We start from the raw sequence: 24,151 nt of genomic DNA, 5'->3' as shown, positions 1-24,151 counted from the left end.
CTCTGCAAAAACACGAAATAACCCGGGTGGTGCCAGCCATCCGGGTTCTTTCGTTTTTGGGTCGCTTGAATTCCAGTAGATGCCGGATCAACCTGAACTTCGGGGCAGGTTGAATGCCTGTTTCAGCCGTATCACCAGCCGGGTGCGCCGGTGGTCTTCGAATTCGCTGCAAACATGGCTTGGCTGGCTAAGAAACAGCCAGTCCTTGAGCAGGCGTCCGCGAATGCAGAAATCCAGAATGTCCATATTGATTGGATGGCGGTACTGGCGGAAGAACATGTCCTTGTTTCGTTTCAGGATGCCGCTGCGATCCACATCTGACGGCTGACTGTCGCGGAATATGTCGGCCTTCAGGAAGTCGACGATGTCGTATACGGCCAGCTTTTCGCGTGCCTCGGTGAAATCCAGCCCGATGGTTTTCCCTTGCCCCATGATCAGGTTGAGACCGTGAAAATCGCCATGCGCGAACACCTGAATATCCGGCGTCCCTTTCAGGCGCGCGGCCTCGGCCAGCATCGTGTTGATCATTCGCTGACTTGTGCCGGCAAGATTGGCGGGCAGGTTTTCCGACAGGTCCCGGATGCTGTCGGTCATCCATTTGGGCCGGAACCCATAGTCTTTTGGCGGGCGAAACCCGTGCAGATCGTTCAGCCATGCTCCGGCGCGGCGATAGACCTGGGCGACCTGATCGTTGTCGGGGCCGTTGTAGATCAGATCGACGGCGGTGGGGCGTTTGATGTATTCGGTGACCATGAAGTCACCTGCGGAGGAGAGGTAGATCGGACGCACAACCTGCGACGTCTTCTTGTCGTCGAAGTATTCGGCAAGCTGACAGAGCAAATTATACTCCTTGCGTAGCCGGTCGGTTATGGGGGCTTGGGTGTCGGCCTTCAGCGCGTACATCGCCCCTTGGGTTTCAAGCTTAAGAACAAGCCGTGTTTCGGGGAAATCGTGAGACCGGTAGATACAGGAATGTTCGCGGATGGGGTCGATCTTGCCACTTCGGGAAAGCTGATCCAGATATTGGGATGTCCGGTCGCGCTCTTGTTGAGAAAGGATCAGCATTTTAAGGACGCGCGCCAGTTCGGATCGGGATCGGGGTTATAGACTTTGACAGGACCGCAGTGCGTCCTTGGTGTCAATGTGCGGTTGGCGCGATTTATCCTTGTTAGAACCGGTGCAGACACGCCCGGGAAACCCGTTTTTCGTGCAATTTACCTCTTGGAAACCGAGCGTGTCTGCCCTAAGTAGGACTACGAAGTAAAGCGTGCGATTCGTCGTGCGCTTTATTTTGTTTCGTCCAAGACGGTGGGTGGGGCCATACGGTTCCTTAATTCCCTGCCTGAGACGGGTAAGACCAAAGAATTCTGAGGGTCCCACCCTCGGGCGAGTTTTGGCCAATCCCGTAACAACGGACCTGAACGCCGGGGCGCAAGCCGCGGCAAATATGAGCCGGGATGTCTGACATCCCTAACTTGGAGAGAACTGTGGATAGAGCCCAGAAAGAGAAAGTGGTCGAGGAACTCGGCCAAATCTTCGAAAGCTCTGGCGTCGTAGTGGTTTCGCACTACGCCGGTCTGACAGTTGCCGAGATGCAGGACCTTCGCGCACGTGCTCGTGACGCGGGTGGCTCCGTGCGTGTTGCCAAGAACAGGCTCGCCAAAATCGCCCTTGAGGGTAAGCCGTGTGCAAGCATGGCCGACCTGCTGACAGGGATGACCGTTCTGACCTATTCCGAGGACCCCGTGGCAGCAGCCAAGGTGGCCGAGGACTTCGCCAAGGATAACAAGAATTTTGAAATCCTCGGCGGTGCAATGGGCGAGAACGCTCTGGACCGCAAAGGCGTTGAAGCCGTTTCGAAAATGCCGTCGCGTGAGGAGCTTATTGCTTCGATCGTGGGCTGCATTGGCGCACCTGCTTCGAACATCGCCGGCGCGATTGGCGCACCTGCAAGCAACATCGCAAGCATCCTTTCCACCATCGAAGAGAAGGCGGAAGCTGCGTAAGCGGTTGGCACTGAATGATCTGCGTGGGGCATTTGCCCTGACGTTGGAACACACACTGTAAAACGGAAAGAGCTAATACAATGGCTGATCTGAAAGCACTCGCAGAAAGCATCGTGGGTCTGACCCTGCTGGAAGCACAAGAACTGAAAACCATCCTCAAAGACGAGTACGGCATCGAGCCCGCAGCAGGCGGCGCAGTTGTCATGGCAGCTGGTGGCGACGCCGCCGGTGGCGCAGCTGAGGAAGAAAAAACCGAATTCGACGTCGTTCTGAAGAACGCCGGCGCTTCGAAAATCAACGTGATCAAAGAAGTTCGCGGCATCACCGGTCTGGGCCTGAAAGAAGCCAAGGAACTGGTCGAAGCCGGCGGCAAGATCAAAGAAGGCGTGTCGAAAGACGAAGCCGAAGAAGTCAAAGGCAAGCTGGAAGCAGCTGGCGCAGAGGTCGAACTGGCCTAAGCCCTTTGTCTGGTGCGTCGCTGATGCGCCTGAAAATTTGGCTGGGTCCGGAGAAATCCGGGTCCAGCCGAACCTGTCTTAGAAAGGGCCTCATGGGTTGGGGCGTTTTCTAAGACACGGTTGTCGGATCGGGAGGCCGCCTTCGGGACGGTGGCCATGAATTGATCCGGACGTGTCGTCTCGAATGTGCAAGATGCCGGGGCCCGACGGTGTCTTTGCCCGCTGAGAACATCGAAAGGTGACATCTGACATGGCTCAAACGTTCCTTGGCCAGAAACGTCTTCGTAAATATTACGGCAAAATCCGCGAAGTGCTGGAGATGCCGAACCTCATTGAGGTGCAGAAATCTTCTTATGATCTTTTCCTGCGCTCCGGCGATGCAGAGCAGCCCACAGACGGCGAAGGCATCAAAGGTGTGTTCCAGTCGGTCTTCCCGATCAAGGATTTCAACGAAACCTCCGTTCTGGAGTTCGTGAAATACGATCTGGAAAAACCCAAATACGACGTCGAAGAGTGCATGCAGCGCGACATGACCTACAGCGCTCCGCTGAAGGTAACCCTGCGCCTGATCGTGTTTGATGTCGACGAGGACACTGGCGCCAAGTCGGTCAAGGACATCAAGGAACAGGACGTGTTCATGGGCGACATGCCCCTGATGACGCCGAACGGAACGTTCATCGTGAACGGTACCGAGCGTGTGATCGTGTCCCAGATGCACCGTTCGCCCGGTGTGTTCTTTGACCACGACAAGGGCAAGACCCACTCCTCGGGCAAGCTGCTGTTTGCCTGCCGCATCATCCCGTATCGCGGCAGCTGGCTGGACTTCGAGTTCGACGCCAAGGACATCGTGTTCGCCCGTATCGACCGCCGCCGCAAACTGCCTGTGACAACCCTGCTGTATGCGCTGGGTCTGGATCAGGAAGCGATCATGGACGCGTATTACAACACCGTGTCCTATAAGCTGGACAAGAAAAAGGGCTGGATCGCGCCGTTCTTCCCCGAGCGTGTACGTGGCACCCGTCCGACCTATGACCTGATCGACGCGAAATCCGGTGAGGTGATTGCAGAAGCGGGCAAGAAAGTCACGCCGCGCGCGGTCAAGAAACTGATTGACGAGGGTGCCGTCACCGACCTGCTGGTTCCGTTCGATCATATCGTTGGCAAATTCGTCGCCAAGGACATCATCAACGAAGAAACCGGTGCGATCTATGTCGAAGCCGGTGATGAACTGACCCTGGAATATGACAAGGACGGCGACCTGATCGGCGGTACCGTCAAGGAACTGCTGGATGCGGGCTTCAAAGACATCCCGGTTCTGGACATCGACAACGTCAACGTTGGCCCCTACATGCGCAACACCATGGCGCAGGACAAGAACATGGGCCGCGAAAGCGCGCTGATGGACATCTACCGCGTCATGCGTCCGGGCGAGCCGCCCACCGTCGAAGCTGCGTCGGCCCTGTTCGACACACTGTTCTTCGACAGCGAGCGTTACGACCTGTCCGCCGTTGGCCGTGTGAAGATGAACATGCGTTTGGCTCTGGATGCGCCGGACACCCTGCGCACCCTGCGCCGCGAAGACATCGTGGCCTGCATCAAGGCGCTGGTTGAACTGCGTGATGGCAAGGGCGACGTGGACGATATCGACCACCTCGGCAACCGTCGTGTGCGTTCCGTCGGTGAACTGATGGAAAACCAGTACCGCGTTGGGCTGCTTCGCATGGAGCGCGCGATCAAAGAGCGTATGTCGTCGGTCGAGATCGACACCGTCATGCCGCAGGACCTGATCAACGCGAAACCGGCTGCGGCTGCTGTTCGTGAATTCTTCGGCTCGTCGCAGCTGTCGCAGTTCATGGACCAGACCAACCCGCTGTCGGAAGTCACCCACAAACGCCGTCTCTCGGCGCTTGGCCCCGGTGGTCTGACACGTGAGCGTGCGGGCTTTGAGGTTCGTGACGTACACCCGACCCACTATGGCCGGATGTGCCCGATTGAAACACCGGAAGGTCCGAACATCGGTCTGATCAACTCGTTGGCCACCTTTGCCCGCGTAAACAAATATGGCTTCATCGAAACACCTTACCGCGTCGTCAAAGACGCTGAGGTGACCGATGAGGTTCACTACATGTCCGCGACCGAGGAAATGCGCCACACCGTGGCGCAGGCGAACGCGACGCTGGATGAGAACGGCAAGTTCATCAACGATCTGGTTTCGACCCGTCAGGCCGGTGACTACACCCTCGCCCCGCGCGAGAATGTGGACCTGATCGACGTGTCGCCGAAACAGCTGGTCTCGGTCGCTGCATCGCTGATCCCGTTCCTTGAAAATGACGACGCCAACCGCGCTCTGATGGGCTCGAACATGCAACGTCAGGCGGTTCCGCTGCTGCGCGCCGAGGCACCGCTGGTCGGTACCGGGATCGAGGAAAAGGTCGCGATCGACTCAGGCGCTGCGATTCAGGCGAAGCGCGCCGGTATCATCGACCAGGTCGATGCCCAGCGTATCGTTATCCGTGCCACTGAAGATCTGGAACTGGGCGACGCTGGCGTTGACATTTATCGTCTGCGCAAGTTCCAGCGTTCGAACCAGAACACCTGCATCAACCAGCGTCCGCTGATCAAGGTGGGTGACACCGTCCAGAAGGGCGAGGTTATTGCTGATGGTCCGTCGACCGATATGGGTGAACTGGCCCTTGGTAAGAACGTGGTCGTCGCGTTCATGCCGTGGAACGGTTACAACTACGAAGACTCGATCCTGATCTCGGAACGTATCGCGCGTGACGACGTCTTTACCTCGGTCCATATCGAGGAATTCGAAGTCGCCGCCCGTGACACCAAGCTGGGCCCGGAAGAGATCACCCGCGACATCCCGAACGTCGGTGAAGAAGCGCTGCGCAACCTCGACGAGGCGGGCATCGTTTACATCGGCGCGGATGTTGAGCCGGGCGATATTCTGGTCGGCAAGATCACTCCGAAGGGCGAAAGCCCGATGACCCCGGAAGAAAAGCTGCTGCGCGCCATCTTTGGTGAGAAAGCATCTGACGTGCGCGACACCTCGCTGCGCGTGAAGCCGGGCGATTACGGTACGGTCGTTGAGGTCCGCGTCTTCAACCGTCACGGCGTTGAAAAAGACGAGCGTGCGCTGCAGATCGAGCGTGAGGAAGTCGAACGTCTGGCCCGTGACCGGGACGACGAGTTGGCGATCCTGGACCGCAACATCTATGCGCGTCTGCAAGGTCTGATCCTGGGTAAAACCGCTGTCAAAGGCCCGAAAGGCGTCAAGGCAGGGTCGGTGATCACCGAGGAACTGCTGGAAACTCTGACCCGTGGTCAGTGGTGGCAGCTGGCGCTGGAAGGTGAGCAGGACGCACAGATCGTTGAAGCTCTGAACGAACAATACGAAGTGCAAAAGCGTGCTCTGGACGCCCGTTTCGAGGACAAGGTCGAGAAAGTCCGTCGTGGCGACGACCTGCCGCCGGGTGTGATGAAGATGGTCAAGGTCTTCATCGCGGTGAAGCGTAAGCTGCAGCCGGGTGACAAGATGGCCGGTCGTCACGGGAACAAAGGTGTGATCTCCAAGGTTGTTCCGATGGAAGACATGCCGTTCCTGGCCGATGGTACGCCGGTTGACTTCTGTCTGAACCCGCTGGGTGTGCCTTCGCGTATGAACGTTGGTCAGATCCTTGAAACCCACATGGGTTGGGCCGCACGCGGTCTGGGTCTGAACATCGACGAAGCTCTGGGTGAATACCGCCGTTCCGGCGACCTGACCCCGGTTCGCGAAGCGATGAAGCTGGCTTATGGCGAGGATGTCTACGAAGAAGGCATCACCGGTCTGGACGAGGATGGCCTGATCGAGGCTGCGGGCAACGTGACCCGCGGTGTTCCGATCGCAACCCCGGTCTTCGACGGTGCCAAAGAGGCTGACGTCAACGACGCGCTGGTGCGTGCGGGCTTCTCGGAAAGCGGTCAGTCGGTTCTGTTCGACGGTCGTACCGGTGAGCAATTCGCGCGTCCGGTCACTGTAGGCATCAAGTACCTGCTGAAACTGCACCACCTTGTGGACGACAAGATCCACGCGCGTTCGACCGGGCCGTACAGCCTGGTGACCCAGCAGCCGCTGGGTGGTAAGGCGCAGTTCGGTGGTCAGCGCTTTGGTGAGATGGAAGTCTGGGCTCTGGAAGCTTACGGCGCCGCCTACACCCTGCAGGAGATGCTCACCGTGAAATCGGATGACGTCGCCGGCCGGACCAAGGTCTATGAGTCGATCGTCAAGGGCGAGGATAATTTTGAAGCGGGCGTACCGGAATCGTTCAACGTTCTGGTGAAAGAAGTCCGTGGCCTCGGCCTGAATATGGAACTCCTGGATGCGGAGGTTGAGGAGTAAGGGCGCTGCCCTTTCTCCCGTCCCCCCTTCCGCAAGATTTGAGGTAACAAATGAACCAGGAAATCACCAACAACCCGTTCAACCCGCTGACTCCGCCGAAGGTTTTCGACGAGATCAAGGTCTCGCTGGCGTCGCCCGAGCGGATCCTGTCTTGGTCCTATGGCGAGATCAAGAAACCCGAAACCATCAACTACCGGACGTTCAAACCCGAGCGTGACGGCCTGTTCTGCGCGCGTATCTTTGGCCCGATCAAAGATTACGAATGTCTGTGCGGCAAATATAAGCGGATGAAGTATCGCGGCGTTGTCTGCGAGAAATGCGGTGTGGAAGTCACCCTGCAGAAAGTCCGCCGCGAGCGTATGGGCCACATCGAACTGGCCGCGCCTGTTGCGCATATCTGGTTCTTGAAATCGCTGCCGTCCCGCATCGGTCTGATGCTGGACATGACGCTGCGCGATCTGGAACGCGTTCTGTACTTTGAAAACTATGTCGTCATCGAGCCAGGTCTGACCGACCTGACCTACGGCCAGATGCTGACCGAAGAAGAGTACATGGATGCGCAGGATGCCTATGGCATGGACGCGTTCACCGCGAATATCGGTGCCGAAGCCATCCGTGAGATGCTGGCCCAGATTGATCTGGAAGCCGAAGCCGAGCAGCTGCGCGCTGATCTGGCCGAAGCAACCGGCGAGCTGAAGCCCAAGAAGATCATCAAGCGTCTGAAGGTTGTTGAATCCTTCCTCGAGTCGGGCAACCGCCCCGAGTGGATGGTGATGACCGTGATCCCGGTTATCCCGCCGGAACTGCGTCCGCTGGTTCCGCTGGATGGTGGCCGTTTCGCGACCTCGGATCTGAACGATCTGTATCGCCGCGTCATCAACCGGAACAACCGTCTGAAGCGTCTGATCGAACTGCGTGCACCTGACATCATCGTCCGCAACGAAAAGCGGATGCTGCAGGAATCCGTGGATGCTCTGTTCGACAACGGCCGTCGTGGCCGCGTGATCACCGGCGCCAACAAGCGCCCGCTGAAATCGCTGTCGGACATGCTGAAAGGGAAACAGGGCCGCTTCCGTCAGAACCTTCTGGGTAAACGCGTCGACTTCTCGGGCCGTTCGGTCATCGTGACCGGTCCGGAACTCAAGCTGCACCAGTGTGGTCTGCCCAAGAAGATGGCGCTGGAACTGTTCAAGCCGTTCATCTACTCGCGCCTTGAAGCCAAGGGTCTGTCTTCGACCGTGAAACAGGCGAAGAAACTGGTCGAGAAAGAGCGTCCCGAAGTGTGGGATATCCTCGACGAGGTGATCCGCGAACACCCTGTCATGCTGAACCGTGCGCCGACGCTGCACCGTCTTGGCATTCAGGCGTTCGAGCCGGTCCTGATCGAAGGTAAAGCCATCCAGCTTCACCCGCTGGTCTGTTCGGCCTTTAACGCCGACTTTGACGGGGACCAGATGGCCGTTCACGTCCCGCTTAGCCTTGAGGCCCAGCTGGAAGCCCGTGTTTTGATGATGTCGACGAACAACGTTCTGTCGCCTGCAAACGGCGCACCGATCATCGTTCCGTCGCAGGACATGATCTTGGGTCTGTACTATGTGACCCTGGAACGCGAAGGCATGCCGGGCGAAGGCAAGGTCTTTGGTTCGATCGACGAGGTTCAGCATGCGCTGGACGCGGGTGAAGTGCACCTGCACTCGAAAATCACCGCGCGGATCACGCAGATCGACGACGAAGGCAACGAAGTTCAGAAGCGCTATGAAACCACTCCGGGCCGTCTGCGTCTGGGTGCGTTGCTGCCGATGAACAACAAGGCGCCGTTCGAGCTGGTCAACCGCCTGCTGCGGAAGAAAGAAGTGCAGCAGGTGATCGACACCGTCTACCGTTACTGCGGTCAGAAAGAGTCGGTCATTTTTTGTGACCAGATCATGTCGATGGGCTTCAAGGAAGCGTTCAAGGCGGGCATCTCGTTCGGTAAGGACGACATGGTCATCCCGAACGACAAGTGGGGCATCGTTGATGACACCCGCAACCAGGTGAAAGACTTTGAACAGCAGTACATGGACGGCCTGATCACTCAGGGCGAAAAGTACAACAAGGTTGTCGATGCCTGGTCGAAGTGTAACGACCGCGTGACTGAGGCAATGATGAGCACCATCTCGGACGTCGCCAAGGCCGAAGACGGGTCGGACATGGAGCCGAACTCGGTCTACATGATGGCCCACTCGGGCGCGCGTGGCTCGGTCACTCAGATGAAACAGCTGGGCGGTATGCGCGGCCTGATGGCCAAGCCGAACGGTGACATCATCGAGACGCCTATCATCTCGAACTTCAAGGAAGGTCTGACCGTTCTTGAATACTTCAACTCGACCCATGGTGCCCGTAAGGGTCTGTCGGATACCGCTCTGAAGACGGCGAACTCGGGTTACCTGACCCGTCGTCTGGTGGACGTGGCGCAGGACTGCATCGTGCGCGAGATCGATTGCGGCACCGACCGTGCGATCACTGCCGAAGCGGCCGTCAACGATGGTGAGGTCGTCGCCTCGCTGGCCGAGCGTATTCTGGGCCGTGTGGCCGCTGACGATATCCTGCGTCCGGGTACGGAAGAGGTGATCGTGGCTGCTGGTCAGCTGATCGACGAGCGTATGGCCGACACCATTGATGAGGCCGGTGTTCAGTCGACCCGCATCCGCTCGCCTCTGACCTGTGAGTCCGAGGAAGGCGTTTGTGCCACCTGCTATGGTCGTGACCTGGCGCGCGGTACGATGGTGAACACTGGCGAAGCTGTCGGCATCATCGCAGCCCAGTCCATCGGTGAACCCGGTACGCAGCTGACGATGCGGACCTTCCACATCGGTGGTGTTGCGCAAGGTGGCCAGCAGTCGTTCCAGGAAGCCAACCAGGAAGGTGTTGTCACATTTGAGAACCCGCAGATTCTGATCAATGCCGCAGGTGAAAGCCTGGTCATGGGCCGGAACATGAAGCTGTTGATCAACGACGAACATGGCGAAGAGCGTGCCAGCTTCAAACTGGGCTACGGCTCGAAGCTGTTCGTCAAGGACGGCACCAAGGTGGCTCGTGGCGACAAGCTGTTCGAGTGGGATCCGTACACCCTGCCGATCATCGCCGAGAAAGCCGGTACTGCAAAATACGTCGATCTGGTTTCGGGCCTTGCCGTCCGCGACGAGACCGACGAAGCAACCGGCATGACCCAGAAGATCGTGATCGACTGGCGCGCGGCCCCCAAAGGCAGCGACCTCAAGCCCGAGATCATTCTGGTCGGTGAAGATGGCGAGCCGGTCCGCAACGATGCGGGCAACCCGGTTCACTATCCGATGTCGGTGGATGCGATCCTGTCGGTCGAAGATGGTCAGAAGATCGAAGCCGGTGACGTCGTTGCGCGTATCCCGCGTGAAGGCGCCAAGACCAAGGACATCACCGGTGGTCTGCCGCGTGTGGCCGAACTGTTCGAAGCCCGTCGTCCGAAAGATCACGCGATCATCGCAGAAGCCGATGGTTACGTGCGCTTTGGACGCGACTACAAGAACAAGCGCCGCATCAGCATCGAACCGGCTGATGAGTCACTGGAGCCGATCGAGTACATGGTGCCCAAGGGCAAGCACATCCCGGTTGTGGAAGGTGACTTCGTCCAGAAGGGTGACTACATCATGGACGGCAACCCGGCACCTCATGACATCCTGTCCATTATGGGTGTCGAGGCTCTGGCGAACTACATGATCGACGAAGTGCAGGACGTTTATCGTCTGCAGGGCGTGAAGATCAACGACAAGCACATCGAGGTTATCGTGCGCCAGATGCTGCAGAAGTGGGAGATCCTGGATTCAGGCGACACCACCCTGCTGAAGGGCGAGCATGTCGACAAGCAGGAGTTCGACGCGGCGAACGAGAAGACCATCGCCCGCGGTGGTCGTCCGGCACAGGGCGAGCCGATCCTCTTGGGGATCACCAAGGCCTCGCTGCAGACGCGTTCGTTCATCTCGGCGGCGTCGTTCCAGGAAACCACCCGCGTGCTGACCGAAGCCTCGGTTCAGGGCAAGAAGGACAAGCTGGTTGGCCTGAAAGAGAACGTCATCGTCGGCCGCCTGATCCCGGCCGGTACCGGTGGTGCCACCCAGGCAGTGCGTCAGGTTGCCCAGTCGCGCGACAATGTCGTGATCGAAGCCCGCCGGGAAGAGGCCGAAGCGGCCGCTGCCCTGGCAGCGCCGATGATCGACGACGACATGGTTGGCGACGAGCTGGACGTGCTGGTGGAAACACCGGAAAGCCGCGAGTGAGCGCCATAAAATGCTGAAGATCAGGCCCCGCGAAATCGCGGGGCCTTTTTCTTTGTGAGGCCACCACCGCCATTTTTCTTAAGTCTCAAGAACGCGTCGGGCTTTGGCGCTGGCAAAATTTTCCTAAGTTTTGGGTGGTCTTGCAGATATTCAATAAGGCCGCGCTGCAATGTGGTAAGCTTAAGACTTGATGCTGGGGGCGAAAATGCTCAAGTTTGACCGGGAAACCGCCAAGATATTGGACGTTGCCTATCAGGGTGCCGACATTATTCGAAGAAGACGCGCTTCTTTTGATGCTCTCAATCCAAGTCCGGGCGAGACCATCTTGGATATTGGTTGCGGAAATGGTCTGCTGACCGCAGAGCTCGCGCGCGCAGTTGGCCCGTCGGGTCGGATCGTGGGCGTGGATCCAAGTAAAGATATGCTGGCGGTCGGAAAGAACAGATGCCTGGATTACTCCTGCGTTGAGTTTCTTGAAGGTGTTGCCGGTAATCTGCCACTAGCGGATGAAATCGCTGATAAAGCTGTTTCTGTTCAAGTATTTGAGTATGTTGAAGATATAGGGGCGGCCTTCGGCGAGGCGATGCGTTGCCTCAAACCTGCAGGGCGGTTTGTGATCAGCGATCTTCATTTCGGCAGTCTCATTTGGTTCAGCGATGAACCGGAAAGAATGCAGCTTGTGCTTTCCATCTGGAACGAACACTTCGCCAGTGGAACAGTTCCGGAACGACTGCCAGCCCTAATCAGGGAAAGCGGGCATAGTGTGGAGGATGTCGTATCGATCACGATGACGGATCATCAGTTAAAGCCGGATGGGATTGCTATCATGATGATGCATCTCATGAAGCAATTTGTAGTGAACAGTGCAAAAATTGAGTCAGCTGTCGCACAAGCTTGGTTCGACGAACAAGTCAGACTTGCGGAGCAGGGTCGCTTTTTCTTTTCGGTTTCGCAGTTTGTTGTCGTGGCGCGGAAATCAAGCTGAACCGTGAAATTGAGTGCGAGCGCGCGCGGTCGTCGCATGAACATGAACTTCGATAAGCGGCCGCCAACTTTGGGCTGCAATCAATTGGTGTGTTTTTCAAGCCTCCGCAGGGGAATGCTGAACCCTGGTTGCCAACGCAGCCCGATGACCTTTCGGCGTCACTGGTATGAGTTGACAAAACTGGTCCCAAAAGCGCCAATGCCTCGATTGATTTGAGACCGGGCCTGATTGAAATGACCCCAAACCTAAAAGGCGCCTTGCTGATGATGGGCAGCATGGCCGCGTTTACCGTGAATGACACGCTGGTGAAGGTGGCGCTTGATGATTTGCCGCTGTTTCAACTGGTTGCGTTGCGCGGGTTGCTGGCCTCGTGTCTGGTGTTCATTCTCGCCCGGCATCTTGGGGCGTTGCACCTGAATTTCTCGCACCATGACAAGTGGCTGGTCGCGCTGCGCTGTCTCAGCGAATTGTCGGCAACGTTCTTTTTCCTGACCGCGCTGAAGCATATGCCGCTGGCGAATGTCACTGCCGTGCTGCAGGCGCTTCCGCTGACGGTCACCCTGGGTGCCGCGCTTTTCTTTTCCGAACATATCGGTTGGCGGCGTATTACCGCGATTGCCATGGGCTTTGCCGGAATGTTGCTGATCGTCCGTCCCGGCCCGGACGGGTTCAGTATCTATGCGCTTTATGCGCTGATCGCTGTTGCTTCGGTCACGGCGCGCGATCTGATCACGCGGCGTATGTCGGCGGATGTGCCATCGATGGTTGTGACATTGGCGACATCGTTTTCGATCACGACCGCGGCCGCGGTTGCTTCGGTCGTTGAAGGATGGGTGCCAGTCACGGCCGGCTCTGGCCTGCTGGTTGCATCGGCCGCGGTGTTTGTTCTGATGGGGTATTTGTTGAGCGTCATGGTGATGCGGGTTGGTGAGGTCGGATTTGTTGCGCCCTTCCGGTATTCCAGCCTGATCTGGGCGCTGGGGTTAGGCTGGACCGTTTTCGGCGACTGGCCGGATGCCGTGACAATGCTTGGCGCGGCTTTGGTCGTGGGCGCGGGCCTGTTTACACTGTTCCGCGAGCGGTCGCATCAACCGGCGGAATGAACCCTCCGAACGACGTTTTGGTCAATGGCAAAGCGCGCAATGAACTCGCCTTCCTGTTCGGGGCTGAGGTCTGACAGACCGGCCTTGCTGTTGCGGGTCTGGGGCGAGTCGTTGAACTGATTCAGTGAACGCACCCACATGGGCGCGTCCGGATAGCTGACAACGGGCATGCGCCGAGCGATCTTGTTGTGGGCGAAATTCATGATCGTCAGCGGGCAACCGCCCTGAACGTGCATTCCCAATCCGGCGGTGACGAGATCGCTGTATACATTCAACGCCCGAATACCTATCGCGTCCATGCGGGCCAGAAATCCGTTGTTGAAATCAATGCCGACCGCAGGGTTGTTTTCAAAAAGTACCCGGCAATCCTGCGCCGCAAGACGAAGCCGTTCGACGAAGTCGACGGAAACGGCGTCATCGTCATCATGGCGAAACTGCAGGCAGGGTTGGTCCGGGTCCTGACGTGCAGCGTTCAGGATATCCTGCATGACCCTGCGATGTCGGGCAGGCTTTCTTTCGATGATCCGGACCTGACGAATGTTGGCCGTCAGGTCTTGCAGCCGGTCACGGTCCTGTGTGGGCATGCAGTCCCCGATCACGATCAGAAGCTGGAAATCTTCATCGGTCTGTTCCCGAAAACAGGGCAGGGTGCTGGATTCGAACAGCCTGAACCGTTCTTCCAGCCGCCTGGGACTGTAAAGATAACGCCGCCTGTCCTCCGGGGTCTTGTGTTCGATCTGAAAACCGCCGAGGGCAGGATAGGAAAAGCGGCACAGGCCGATGACTTGCATTGGATGTCCGGAAGCTAGGGTCTTGCCGGGACTATGCCCCTGCATTAGGTGCATCGCAAGCGGCAGACCGCTCCTTTGTCGCGGCCGCGAAAGCCGGTTTGACAGGGCACTGTTGACACTTGGGCCGACTCCCCCTATTACGCGCGTCATCTCGGTACCGGGGGCCGCCCCATAACCGATTTCAGTAATGAACTGGTCAAGGCCCGGACAATTTTGCAGTTCGCGCCCTCTGATAACAAACCGCGACGTTCACCTCGGAATGGGAACGCTCGCGGGTTTTGCGCTTGTGGACGCATGAGTGCAGCAAGTTTAACCGCACGCAACGCGCGTGCATGTCATGTGTGTTGCAAAACGGGGAAGAAACCGGAATGCCAACTATTCAACAGCTGATCCGCAAGCCGCGGCAGCCGAAAGTAAAACGCTCGAAGTCCATGCACCTGGAGCAGTGCCCGCAGAAACGCGGTGTCTGCACACGTGTTTACACCACCACACCGAAGAAGCCGAACTCGGCTATGCGTAAGGTTGCCAAGGTGCGCCTGACCAACGGGTTCGAGGTCATCTCGTACATCCCGGGTGAAAGCCACAACCTGCAGGAGCACTCGGTTGTTCTGATCCGTGGCGGCCGTGTGAAAGACCTTCCCGGTGTGCGTTACCACATCCTGCGCGGTGTTCTGGATACTCAGGGCGTCAAAGATCGTAAGCAACGCCGTTCGAAATACGGCGCGAAGCGTCCCAAGTAAGAAGGAGAGGCTGATATGTCACGTCGACACGCCGCCGAAAAACGCGAAGTCCTGCCTGACGCCAAATTTGGCGACAAGGTGCTGACCAAATTCATGAACAACCTGATGATCGACGGCAAGAAGTCGGTCGCAGAGCGCATCGTCTACAACGCGTTTGACCGCGTTGAGAACAAGATCAAGCGCGCCCCGGTCGAAGTGTTTCACGAAGCGCTCGACAACATCAAACCGTCGGTCGAGGTTCGCTCGCGCCGGGTTGGTGGTGCAACCTATCAGGTTCCGGTCGAAGTGCGCCCCGAGCGCCGCGAAGCTCTGGCCATCCGCTGGCTGATCACCGCCGCCCGTGGCCGCAATGAAAACACCATGGAAGAGCGCCTTGCAGGCGAACTGTTGGACGCCGTTCAGTCCCGCGGTACCGCCGTCAAGAAACGCGAAGACACCCACAAGATGGCCGAGGCGAACAAAGCCTTCAGCCATTACCGTTGGTAATCCCAGAGGCTTATCCAAATGGCACGCGAATATCCGCTCGAACTATACCGCAACTTCGGTATCATGGCGCACATCGACGCAGGTAAGACCACCTGCTCGGAGCGTATCCTGTATTACACTGGTAAATCCCACAACATCGGTGAGGTGCACGATGGTGCAGCCACCATGGACTGGATGGAGCAGGAGCAGGAACGCGGCATCACCATCACTTCGGCTGCGACCACCACCTTCTGGGAGCGCACCGAGGACGGTCAGACCGCCGATACCCCAAAGCACCGCCTGAACATCATCGACACCCCCGGCCACGTTGACTTCACCATTGAAGTTGAGCGTTCGCTGGCGGTTCTCGACGGTGCCGTCTGCGTTCTGGACGCAAACGCCGGTGTTGAGCCCCAGACCGAAACCGTGTGGCGTCAGGCTGACCGCTACAAGGTTCCGCGTATGGTTTTCGTCAACAAGATGGACAAGATCGGCGCAGACTTCTTCAACTGCGTTCGCATGATCGAAGACCGCACCGGCGCACGCGCTGTTCCGGTTGGTATTCCGATCGGCGCCGAGTCCGAACTGGAAGGCCTGATCGACCTGGTCACCATGGAAGAGTGGCTGTGGCAGGGTGAAGACCTTGGCGCAAGCTGGGTCAAGGCCCCGATCCGTGACAGCCTGAAAGACATGGCTGACGAATGGCGCGGCAAGATGATCGAAGCGGCCGTCGAAGAAGACGACGACGCGATGATGGCCTACCTGGAAGGCGAAGAGCCCGATGTTCCGACCCTGCGCAATCTTCTGCGCAAGGGCACGCTGGCGCTGCACTTCGTTCCGGTTCTGGGTGGTTCGGCGTTCAAGAACAAAGGTGTTCAGCCGCTGCTCAACGCTGTGATCGATTATCTGCCCAGCCCGCTGGACGTTGTCGATTACATGGGCTTCAAACCCGGTGACGAGGAAGAAGTTCGTAACATCGCACGTCGTGCCGACGACAACATGGCCTTCTCGGGCCTGGCGTTCAAAATCATGAACGACCCCTTCGTCGGTTCGCTGACCTTCACCCGGATCTATTCGGGTGTCATGAACAAGGGCGACTCGATCCTGAACTCGACCAAAGGCAAAAAAGAGCGCATCGGTCGTATGATGATGATGCACTCGAACAACCGGGAAGAGATCGAAGAAGCGTTTGCAGGCGACATCATCGCGCTGGCGGGTCTGAAAGACACCACCACCGGTGACACCCTGTGTGACGCGAAGGATCCGGTGGTTCTGGAAACCATGACCTTCCCCGATCCGGTAATCGAGATCGCGGTCGAGCCCAAAACCAAGGGCGACCAGGAGAAGATGTCCCAGGGTCTGGCCCGTCTGGCCGCCGAAGACCCGTCCTTCCGCGTGGAAACCGACCTGGAATCGGGTCAGACCATCATGAAGGGCATGGGCGAACTTCACCTGGATATCCTGGTCGACCGTCTGAAGCGTGAGTTCAAGGTTGAAGCGAACATTGGTGCACCGCAGGTGGCCTACCGTGAAACCATCTCGATGCCTGTCGAGCACACCTACACCCACAAGAAACAGTCGGGTGGTTCGGGTCAGTTCGCGGAAGTCAAGCTGGAGATCCAACCCACTGAGGCGGGCGAAGGCTATTCGTTCGAAAGCCGCATCGTTGGTGGTGCCGTTCCGAAGGAATACATCCCCGGCGTTGAAAAAGGCATCAACTCGGTCATGGACAGCGGCCCGCTGGCTGGCTTCCCCGTGATCGACTTCAAGGTTGCCCTGCTGGACGGTAAGTTCCACGACGTTGACTCGAGCGTTCTGGCGTTCGAAATCGCATCGCGGATGTGTATGCGTGAAGGCATGCGCAAAGCCGGCGCGAAACTGCTGGAACCGATCATGAAGGTCGAAGTGATCACCCCGGAAGAATACACCGGCGGTATCATCGGTGACCTGACCTCGCGTCGTGGCCAGGTGTCTGGACAAGAGCCGCGCGGCAACGCAATCGCGATCGACGCGTTTGTTCCGCTGGCGAACATGTTCGGCTACATCAACACCCTGCGTTCGATGTCGTCGGGCCGTGCCCAGTTCACCATGCAGTTCGACCACTACGATCCGGTTCCGCAAAACATCTCGGAAGAGATCCAGGCGAAATACGCATAAGCGAAGATTTGAGGGAGCTCGGGTAACGGGCTCCCTTCATTACCGAAAAAGGAGGCCATCATGGCAAAGGAAAAATTTGAGCGTACAAAACCGCACGTCAACATCGGCACGATTGGCCACGTTGACCATGGTAAGACCACGCTGACGGCGGCAATCACCAAGTATTTCGGTGACTTCAAAGCGTATGACCAGATTGACGGTGCGCCGGAAGAGAAAGCGCGCGGCATCACCATCTCGACCGCCCACGTGGAATACGAGACCGATGCGCGCCACTATGCGCACGTTGACTGCCCCGGCCACGCCGACTACGTCAAGAACATGATCACCGGTGCTGCCCAGATGGACGGCGCGATCCTGGTTGTGAACGCTGCTGACGGCCCTATGCCGCAGACCCGCGAGCACATCCTGCTGGGCCGCCAGGTTGGCATCCCGAAGATGGTCGTGTTCATGAACAAGGTTGACCAGGTCGACGACGAAGAGCTGCTGGAACTGGTTGAGATGGAAGTTCGTGAACTGCTGTCCAGCTACGACTACCCCGGCGACGACATTCCGATCATCGCAGGTTCGGCTCTGGCGGCGATGGAAGGCAACAACCCGGAAATCGGCGAAGCGAAGATCCGCGAACTGATGGCGGCTGTTGATGAGTATATCGACACCCCCGAGCGCGCTGTTGATCAGCCGTTCCTGATGCCGATCGAAGACGTGTTCTCGATCTCGGGCCGTGGTACCGTTGTGACCGGCCGTGTTGAGCGTGGCGTGATCAACGTTGGCGACGAGATCGAAATCGTTGGTATCCGCGACACCGCGAAAACCACCTGCACCGGTGTGGAAATGTTCCGCAAGCTGCTGGACCGTGGTGAAGCCGGCGACAACATCGGCGCCCTGCTGCGCGGTGTTGACCGTGACGGTGTCGAGCGTGGCCAGGTTCTGTGTAAGCCGGGTTCGGTGACACCGCACACCAAGTTCGAAGCCGAAGCCTACATCCTGACCAAGGAAGAAGGCGGCCGTCACACCCCGTTCTTCGCGAACTACCGTCCGCAGTTCTACTTCCGTACGACGGACGTGACCGGCACCGTGACCCTGGCGGAAGGCACCGAGATGGTCATGCCCGGCGACAACGTGTCGTTCGGCGTTGAGCTGATCGCACCGATCGCGATGGAGAACGGTCTGCGTTTCGCCATCCGCGAAGGCGGCCGCACCGTCGGCGCCGGCGTTGTGTCGAAGATCATCGAGTAATTCGCATCTGCGAAAAGCTACGGAAAGGGCGTCCTTCGGGGCGCCCTTTTTGTGTTTTTCCAGAGCCTTCTGTAATGCTAACTTCTTTCGTATTGAGACATTGCAATTAGAAAGAGGTCCTAAGATGCACTTTTCGGCGCGTTCAGTTTGTCTTGTCGCAGCAGTTGCTCTCTCAGCTACCTCGGCGTCCTCACAACAAATCGCGGACAGGATTTATCTCGGCGGGCCAATCGTTACGATGAACGACGCGGCCCCGTCCGCCGAAGCCGTCGCAGTTAAAGATGGGCGCATTCTTGCCGTTGGGTCGCTGTCTGACTTGTCGGCGCATCAGGGTGAAGAAACCGAAACCTATGATCTGGAAGGGCGCGCGATGCTTCCAGGTTTCGTCGATAGCCACGGGCATGTCGTTTTGGGCGGGGTGCAGGCTTTGTCCGCTAACCTTCTTGCGCCACCGGACGGGGAGGTCACTGATATCGCCAGTCTGCAATCCACACTGACTGACTGGGCCGAGGAGAATGCGCAGGCCGTTGAAAAGGTCAAAATGATTATCGGCTTCGGTTACGACAATGCGCAACTAAAGGAACTGCGTCACCCAACACGACAAGAGTTGGACGTGGTGTCCGAGGACCTGCCCGTTGTCATTATTCATCAGTCTGGGCACCTGGGTGTGGCAAACTCGAAAGCCCTGGAGTTGGCAGGTATCACAGCGGCCTCAGAGGCTCCTCCGGGCGGTGTCATTCAACGCGATGAGGCCGGGGAACCAAATGGTGTTCTGGAAGAATACGCGTTCTTTTCGGTTCTGGTGCCGATATTGGGGAGTCTGGGCGAGGAAGGTCTGGCAGCATTTGCCCGAGCCGGAACCAAACTTTGGGCAAAGTTTGGGTATACGACCGGGCAAGAAGGCCGGTCATCGGGTGAAATCGTCGAAGCTCTCAAGAAAGTTGCCGCCGAAGAAGGACTTCCTATCGACGTTGTCGCGTTTCCAGATGTTCTTGAGTCGAGGGAGTATATTGGCGCAAACACCTCGGCGGATTATGACAACAGGGTTCGGGTAGGTGGCTGCAAGCTGACAATTGACGGATCGCCGCAGGGCTTCACGGCTTTGCGGGATCGACCCTATTACGATCCGGTTGGCAACTATGCAGCTGGGTATGCAGGATACTCCGCCATCACGATGGAGCAACTCCAGGATGCCGTGAACTGGTGTTTCGAGAACGGTTTCCAGATCCTCGTGCATTCCAACGGTGAAGGGGCATCTGACATGCTGATTGCGGCCCTCGAAGAGGCGCAGATAAAGTATGGGGATCCGGGCAACCGCCCTGTTCTGGTTCACGGTCAGTTTCTGCGAGAGGACCAGGTTGCCAGCATAAAACGGTTGGGAGTGTTCCCGACGCTTTTCCCTATGCACACATTTTACTGGGGTGATTGGCACCGGGAACACACAGTCGGTCCAGTGAATGCCGACAATATCTCTCCAACAGGGTGGCTGCGTGAGCGGGCCATGATGTTCGGCACGCATCACGATGCCCCGGTCGCCTTTCCGGACAGTATGCGTGTCCTTGCGGCGACGGTTACACGTCGAACACGGTCTGGTGACATTCTTGGGCCGCACCAGAGGGTTGATGTGATGACTGCGTTGAAAGCCATGACAATTTGGCCCGCCTGGCAACATTTCGAAGAAGATCAGAAGGGCTCAATCGAAGTTGGAAAAGTCGCCGATTTCGTCATTTTGTCCGACGATCCAACTGCTGTTGATCCCGAGAAGCTGGCCGAACTTGAAGTACTTGTGACCATAAAGGGGGACGAAGTTGTCTATGAGGCCGAAGACGGTATCAGGGAAGGCAATCTGCAATTCTCGCCGTTTTCGAATGATCCAGTAATCGCGCACCTTTTTCTGCATGCGGTTTATCAAGGGATGAAGGTCGAAACCCCATGGCTCGTGCGGAATTAACATGAGTTTTTTCGCGGAAAGCTGAGGCTTTTTGTCGAAGATCATCGAGTAAATCGCATCTGCGAAATGCTACGGAAAGGGCGCCCTGCGGGACGCCCTTTTTTGCTTCGTACACGGCCGAGACTTCTTCGCGAATGATCTCGGGGTGCGGACTCTGCTGAACATAAGGCCGTTCCACTCCTGCAAGCGGTTTGCCCTGCGGACCGGACCGCCCGTTTTCAGAAACGCCGCTCGAAGCCCAGCTCAAACTCGGTTTCCATATAGCTGTAGGCCCTGATATCAGACTGAGTTCGGTTGTATTCCAGTTGCATGAACGGCGAGAAGCCGTTGCCAAAAAACAGATCGTTTTTTTCGACCCTGACTGCCGTACCCCACGACGTCTCGTCCGGCGAGGCGGTGAGGATCGGGCTGGGTGATTGGAATATCCTGTTTTCAAGATAGACGGACGGACGAAACGTGAAGCCGCCGCGTGTGTCGACCTGACCAAACAGGGTCAATCGCTTGCGCAAGTAATTGTCCAGATCGCCTTCGACTGACTTGTCCTGGATCAGCGCGCTCAACCCGATGGATCCCCGCCCGCCGATGGACCGGCGGACACCAAGTTCGGCCTGAAACTCATGACCGTCCAGCGCGCTGTTTGTCGGGTTGTGCAGGCGCGACGCGGATACAAGGCCAAAGACAGATCCCCCGAGCAGGTTTCTGCGTTCGAACGCAGTTTCCAGAGCGATGCGGTTTTCGAACACATTGCCGCCGACAAGTCGGGTCGAGAGGGCCGGCCCGAAAGACACGGTGGTCAACGAGGCGAGGGTGCGCAGACCGAACCTTCCGACAAAAATGTAGTCATCGTAGTTCGAGGTTCGCGCCTCGGTCACGTCAAACGCCAATGATGCAAATGCAACGGTATCGAGGGTGGAAAAGGACAGGTCGACCGGTTTGCGGAAATTCGCAGCTCCGGTGACGCGCAGGCCGAGCTCGGTCGAGGTGTCGCGGTCCAACGTGAACGGCAGCTTCAGCCCGAACAGGTTCAGTGTGATCTGGTCCGTGTCGTATTTGCGCGGATTGCCGACGGTGGTCAGGCCGAGGCTGAGATCCCAGTCGAACCCCCGGCGGGCGTCGATCTGCCGGATGTAGCTGAGAACACGGGCGCGCACAGGGTCCGGCAGATCGCCGGAAAGAACGACAAAGAACTCGTTTCGTGCCCGGTCCCACTGATGGGCCAGAAAGAATGCGCGGGCAAGTTCCAGCCTGACCCGCACGAGATTCGGATTGGCCGCCAGTATCGAGGAGAACTTTTCGATTGCAGCTTGCGGTTGTCCGCGTTGCAGATCCGCAAGGCCACTTAGAAACAAAGCTTCGATTTCCGTTTCGTCGACAAACGCAGCGACTGGAACTTTGTTTTCTGACTGGGCGCGGACCTCGGTATTGGGTAACAGGACAAACAGAAAGCTGAGGGCGGTAAGCAGAATACGGGTCAAGAACAAGCCTTTTTGGACGTCATCCGGCGCCAGAACGAAATTGAGCGGCGCGGTCTATTATTGTTGTTGCGGGAAAGCATTTTTGCCGTGAAAACAAACTTTTGCGTCAATTCGGCCCACGGTGCCTGTCGCATTTTCAACAACAAAAACATATCCTATAGATTGCACGGGCGGCATCACTTGCGCCTTATGGGTGAGTAACTAATGTGCCGTTTCAGATTTGACTATGGAGCAGTTATGAATTCCCAAACACGTTGCCTGATTGCAGCATTCATCCCCGTATTATTCCTTGGCGCATGCGGCGGAGCCGCCGGTCTTGATTTTGATGGCGGCGGCGGTGGTGATTCGTCCTCTGGTGGTGGAAATTCTGCCGAAGGGCCGATTTCAACAACGCTGGCGCAGAAAATCAATCTGCCGCAGGATGGCACTGCAACCTTGAATGGCAGGGCAGTCGTGCAGGCGTATTCGTCAAATCAGGTGAATGGTCAAGTCATCGTTCAAAACCAGACTGGCCCGATTCCATCGGATCTGACGCTGATTACAAGCGGCGGAAACATCGTTGCGGCGACGGCTGTTTCGGGGGGATCCAGTTTCAATCTGGACAGCCGCAATGGTGACAGGATTGATCAGGGTACGGCAGCGGTCACCTTCAACTCTCCGGATTTGAATTCCGGTGCAACCATTCTGGACCCAACCCGGACACGGTTCGAGTATCAGACCTTTGGCGCGTGGTTGCATGACCGGAACCAGCCGTCCGGTACTGCGGGCGCCGGGTCCTATGGCTCGGTTACGCCGACCGCCGACATGCCGCGCGGGCAGACCGCCAGCTATCAGGGTGCCAGCACCGGGATTGCACGGCGCGCCGATGGAACCCACTATCAGACGGTTTCCGAAGTCAATGTGTCGACAGATTTCTCCACCGTTTCGATGAGCAGCACCAATACCGTGGCAGACAGCCTGCTGGTCGGAGGGGGCACCGGTCTCGCCCCAGAGCTGGATTTCGCAGGTACCGGCAGCGTTTCGAACTCGGGGTTCGTGGCGAATGTCGCCGGTTCGGGAACCAGCGGTCAGGCCCATGGTGTTTTCTACGGCCCCAATGCGGAAGAAGTTGGCGGAACATTCCAGACCACTGGCGCGAACGGTGTGTCTTATATCGGAGCGTTCGGCGCAGATTGATCACCCTGCAAGAGCCTTCCTGTGTAAAGGCTCTTGCTATCAGGGCTGAATGCCGGTGTCCCAAGCCTGTTACATGCGGGCTTGGGTTTCGTTGCCAAGAGTTCCCCAGGGTTCTCTGGCCGCGATGACGCCTAGAGTGCGGAGTTTGCGGCCGCCCGGACTGCCTGAATGTTTGCACCGTATACTTCGGGTCGGGAGACCGAGCCGCCCTTGAATACGGCGGAACCGGCGACCAGTACGTCCGCCCCGGCGGCTGCGACCAACGGTGCCGTCTGGGGATCAACGCCGCCATCAATCTCGATGTGAACCGGGCGATCACCGATCATCTGCCGCAGGCGGCGGATCTTTGCGGTCATATCGATGAATTTCTGGCCACCAAATCCAGGGTTCACCGTCATGACGCAAACGAGGTCCGTCAGGTCCAGCAGATGCTCGACCGCCTCGGCAGGAGTTCCCGGGTTCAGCGCAACGCCCGCTTTCATCCCGGCGGCTCGGATCGCCTGTAAGGTGCGGTGCGTATGTGGGCCTGCCTCGACATGGGCGGTCAGGATGTCGGCACCCGCATCGGCATAAGCCTGAATGTAGGGGTCGACCGGCGTGATCATCAGATGCACGTCCATCACTGTCTTCACATGCGGGCGGAATGCCGTTACCGCAGGCGGACCAAAGGTCAGGTTCGGCACAAAATGACCGTCCATCACATCGACATGCACCCAGTCGGCGCCCTGGGCCTCGATCGCCTGAATTTCTTGTCCGAAATTGGCGAAATCGGCGGACAGGATGGATGGGGCAATCTTGATGGAACGGTCAAAGCTCATGGCTGGCCTCGTGCGCAGGTAACTTGTTGCCCGCGCATATAGCCGCGATTGATGCCAAAGGGTAGGCCCAATCCCGCGTTTGCGGGGCTTGGAGCCGGGTGGCCGATACTT

16 protein-coding genes are annotated in these 24,151 nt (G+C 57.8%); 12 read left to right on the top strand and 4 right to left on the bottom strand.

The window, feature by feature from the left end:
- Positions 1–87 precede the first annotated feature (87 nt).
- Positions 88–1,065 (bottom strand): phosphotransferase, encoded by a 978-nt coding sequence (locus ACR0MI_RS06950; RefSeq protein WP_170816769.1) that lies wholly within the window; start codon positions 1,063–1,065, stop codon positions 88–90.
- A gap of 422 nt (positions 1,066–1,487) precedes the next feature.
- Here ACR0MI_RS06950 and rplJ point away from each other — a divergent pair, with 422 nt between their 5' ends.
- The 6 genes from rplJ to ACR0MI_RS06920 all read left to right on the top strand — a co-directional run bounded on the left by rplJ (position 1,488) and on the right by ACR0MI_RS06920 (position 13,231).
- Positions 1,488–2,006, top strand: a complete 519-nt coding sequence (gene rplJ, locus ACR0MI_RS06945) for a 50S ribosomal protein L10 (protein ID WP_170613569.1) — start codon at positions 1,488–1,490, stop codon at positions 2,004–2,006.
- Positions 2,007–2,086: 80 nt separating this feature from the next.
- Positions 2,087–2,464 (top strand): 50S ribosomal protein L7/L12, encoded by a 378-nt coding sequence (rplL, locus tag ACR0MI_RS06940; protein WP_170613567.1) that lies wholly within the window; start codon positions 2,087–2,089, stop codon positions 2,462–2,464.
- Between the two features lie 250 nt (positions 2,465–2,714).
- Positions 2,715–6,851 (top strand): DNA-directed RNA polymerase subunit beta, encoded by a 4,137-nt coding sequence (rpoB, locus tag ACR0MI_RS06935; protein WP_170613565.1) that lies wholly within the window; start codon positions 2,715–2,717, stop codon positions 6,849–6,851.
- Positions 6,852–6,901: 50 nt separating this feature from the next.
- Positions 6,902–11,143: a DNA-directed RNA polymerase subunit beta' gene (rpoC, locus tag ACR0MI_RS06930; RefSeq protein WP_170816770.1), complete on the top strand. Its 4,242-nt coding sequence runs from the start codon at positions 6,902–6,904 to the stop codon at positions 11,141–11,143.
- A 205-nt stretch (positions 11,144–11,348) separates the two neighbouring features.
- Positions 11,349–12,128, top strand: coding sequence for a methyltransferase domain-containing protein (locus ACR0MI_RS06925; RefSeq protein WP_170613561.1), 780 nt, complete (start codon positions 11,349–11,351; stop codon positions 12,126–12,128).
- Between the two features lie 233 nt (positions 12,129–12,361).
- Positions 12,362–13,231 carry a DMT family transporter gene (locus ACR0MI_RS06920; protein ID WP_170613559.1) on the top strand — a complete coding sequence of 290 codons (870 nt, stop codon included), beginning with the start codon at positions 12,362–12,364 and terminating at the stop codon, positions 13,229–13,231.
- Here the strand turns inward: ACR0MI_RS06920 and ACR0MI_RS06915 are convergent.
- A complete protein-coding gene (locus ACR0MI_RS06915; protein ID WP_170613557.1) occupies positions 13,216–14,022 on the bottom strand; it encodes a putative rhamnosyl transferase in 807 nt (268 codons plus the stop codon). The genes ACR0MI_RS06920 and ACR0MI_RS06915 overlap by 16 nt on opposite strands.
- 368 nt (positions 14,023–14,390) lie before the next feature.
- On the opposite strand from ACR0MI_RS06915, the gene rpsL reads away from it, so the two are divergent.
- The 5 genes from rpsL (at position 14,391) to ACR0MI_RS06890 (ending at position 20,571) form a co-directional block, all read left to right on the top strand.
- Entirely contained in the window at positions 14,391–14,762 is a 372-nt protein-coding gene (rpsL, locus tag ACR0MI_RS06910) for a 30S ribosomal protein S12 (RefSeq protein WP_005621086.1), read from the top strand.
- Positions 14,763–14,777: 15 nt separating this feature from the next.
- The gene (rpsG, locus tag ACR0MI_RS06905; protein ID WP_039529242.1) at positions 14,778–15,248 is read left to right on the top strand and encodes a 30S ribosomal protein S7; all 471 of its coding nucleotides are present in this window, start codon (positions 14,778–14,780) and stop codon (positions 15,246–15,248) included.
- Between the two features lie 18 nt (positions 15,249–15,266).
- Positions 15,267–17,384 carry an elongation factor G gene (gene fusA / locus ACR0MI_RS06900; RefSeq protein WP_480853973.1) on the top strand — a complete coding sequence of 706 codons (2,118 nt, stop codon included), beginning with the start codon at positions 15,267–15,269 and terminating at the stop codon, positions 17,382–17,384.
- A 60-nt stretch (positions 17,385–17,444) separates the two neighbouring features.
- Complete coding sequence (gene tuf, locus ACR0MI_RS06895) at positions 17,445–18,620, top strand: elongation factor Tu (RefSeq protein WP_170613553.1); 1,176 nt, start codon at positions 17,445–17,447, stop codon at positions 18,618–18,620.
- Positions 18,621–18,858: 238 nt separating this feature from the next.
- Positions 18,859–20,571, top strand: a complete 1,713-nt coding sequence (locus ACR0MI_RS06890) for an amidohydrolase (protein WP_480853971.1) — start codon at positions 18,859–18,861, stop codon at positions 20,569–20,571.
- Between the two features lie 218 nt (positions 20,572–20,789).
- Here ACR0MI_RS06890 and ACR0MI_RS06885 read toward each other — a convergent pair whose 3' ends face one another.
- Positions 20,790–22,046 carry a tetratricopeptide repeat protein gene (locus ACR0MI_RS06885; RefSeq protein WP_170613549.1) on the bottom strand — a complete coding sequence of 419 codons (1,257 nt, stop codon included), beginning with the start codon at positions 22,044–22,046 and terminating at the stop codon, positions 20,790–20,792.
- Positions 22,047–22,283: 237 nt separating this feature from the next.
- Here ACR0MI_RS06885 and ACR0MI_RS06880 point away from each other — a divergent pair, with 237 nt between their 5' ends.
- On the top strand, positions 22,284–23,222 hold the full coding sequence (locus ACR0MI_RS06880) for a transferrin-binding protein-like solute binding protein (protein WP_170815896.1): 939 nt from the start codon (positions 22,284–22,286) through the stop codon (positions 23,220–23,222).
- A gap of 131 nt (positions 23,223–23,353) precedes the next feature.
- Here ACR0MI_RS06880 and rpe read toward each other — a convergent pair whose 3' ends face one another.
- Positions 23,354–24,040, bottom strand: a complete 687-nt coding sequence (gene rpe / locus ACR0MI_RS06875; RefSeq protein ID WP_170613545.1) for a ribulose-phosphate 3-epimerase — start codon at positions 24,038–24,040, stop codon at positions 23,354–23,356.
- Positions 24,041–24,151 lie beyond the last annotated feature (111 nt).

Source organism: Ruegeria sp. D4, from assembly GCF_056534475.1.
This window is presented reverse-complemented; position numbering and strand designations above follow the sequence as displayed.

Excerpts from the sequence above, each read along its gene's own strand:
- ACR0MI_RS06880 (WP_170815896.1), top strand. The coding sequence starts at position 22,284 with ATGAATTCCCAAACACGTTGCCTGATTGCAGCATTCATCCCCGTATTA.
- ACR0MI_RS06915 (WP_170613557.1), bottom strand. The coding sequence starts at position 14,022 with ATGCAAGTCATCGGCCTGTGCCGCTTTTCCTATCCTGCCCTCGGCGGT.
- rpoC (WP_170816770.1), top strand. The coding sequence starts at position 6,902 with ATGAACCAGGAAATCACCAACAACCCGTTCAACCCGCTGACTCCGCCG.
- rplL (WP_170613567.1), top strand. The coding sequence starts at position 2,087 with ATGGCTGATCTGAAAGCACTCGCAGAAAGCATCGTGGGTCTGACCCTG.
- ACR0MI_RS06920 (WP_170613559.1), top strand. The coding sequence starts at position 12,362 with ATGACCCCAAACCTAAAAGGCGCCTTGCTGATGATGGGCAGCATGGCC.
- fusA (WP_480853973.1), top strand. The coding sequence starts at position 15,267 with ATGGCACGCGAATATCCGCTCGAACTATACCGCAACTTCGGTATCATG.
- ACR0MI_RS06890 (WP_480853971.1), top strand. The coding sequence starts at position 18,859 with ATGAACGACGCGGCCCCGTCCGCCGAAGCCGTCGCAGTTAAAGATGGG.
- tuf (WP_170613553.1), top strand. The coding sequence starts at position 17,445 with ATGGCAAAGGAAAAATTTGAGCGTACAAAACCGCACGTCAACATCGGC.
- rpsG (WP_039529242.1), top strand. The coding sequence starts at position 14,778 with ATGTCACGTCGACACGCCGCCGAAAAACGCGAAGTCCTGCCTGACGCC.
- rpoB (WP_170613565.1), top strand. The coding sequence starts at position 2,715 with ATGGCTCAAACGTTCCTTGGCCAGAAACGTCTTCGTAAATATTACGGC.
- rpsL (WP_005621086.1), top strand. The coding sequence starts at position 14,391 with ATGCCAACTATTCAACAGCTGATCCGCAAGCCGCGGCAGCCGAAAGTA.
- rpe (WP_170613545.1), bottom strand. The coding sequence starts at position 24,040 with ATGAGCTTTGACCGTTCCATCAAGATTGCCCCATCCATCCTGTCCGCC.
- ACR0MI_RS06950 (WP_170816769.1), bottom strand. The coding sequence starts at position 1,065 with ATGCTGATCCTTTCTCAACAAGAGCGCGACCGGACATCCCAATATCTG.
- ACR0MI_RS06925 (WP_170613561.1), top strand. The coding sequence starts at position 11,349 with ATGCTCAAGTTTGACCGGGAAACCGCCAAGATATTGGACGTTGCCTAT.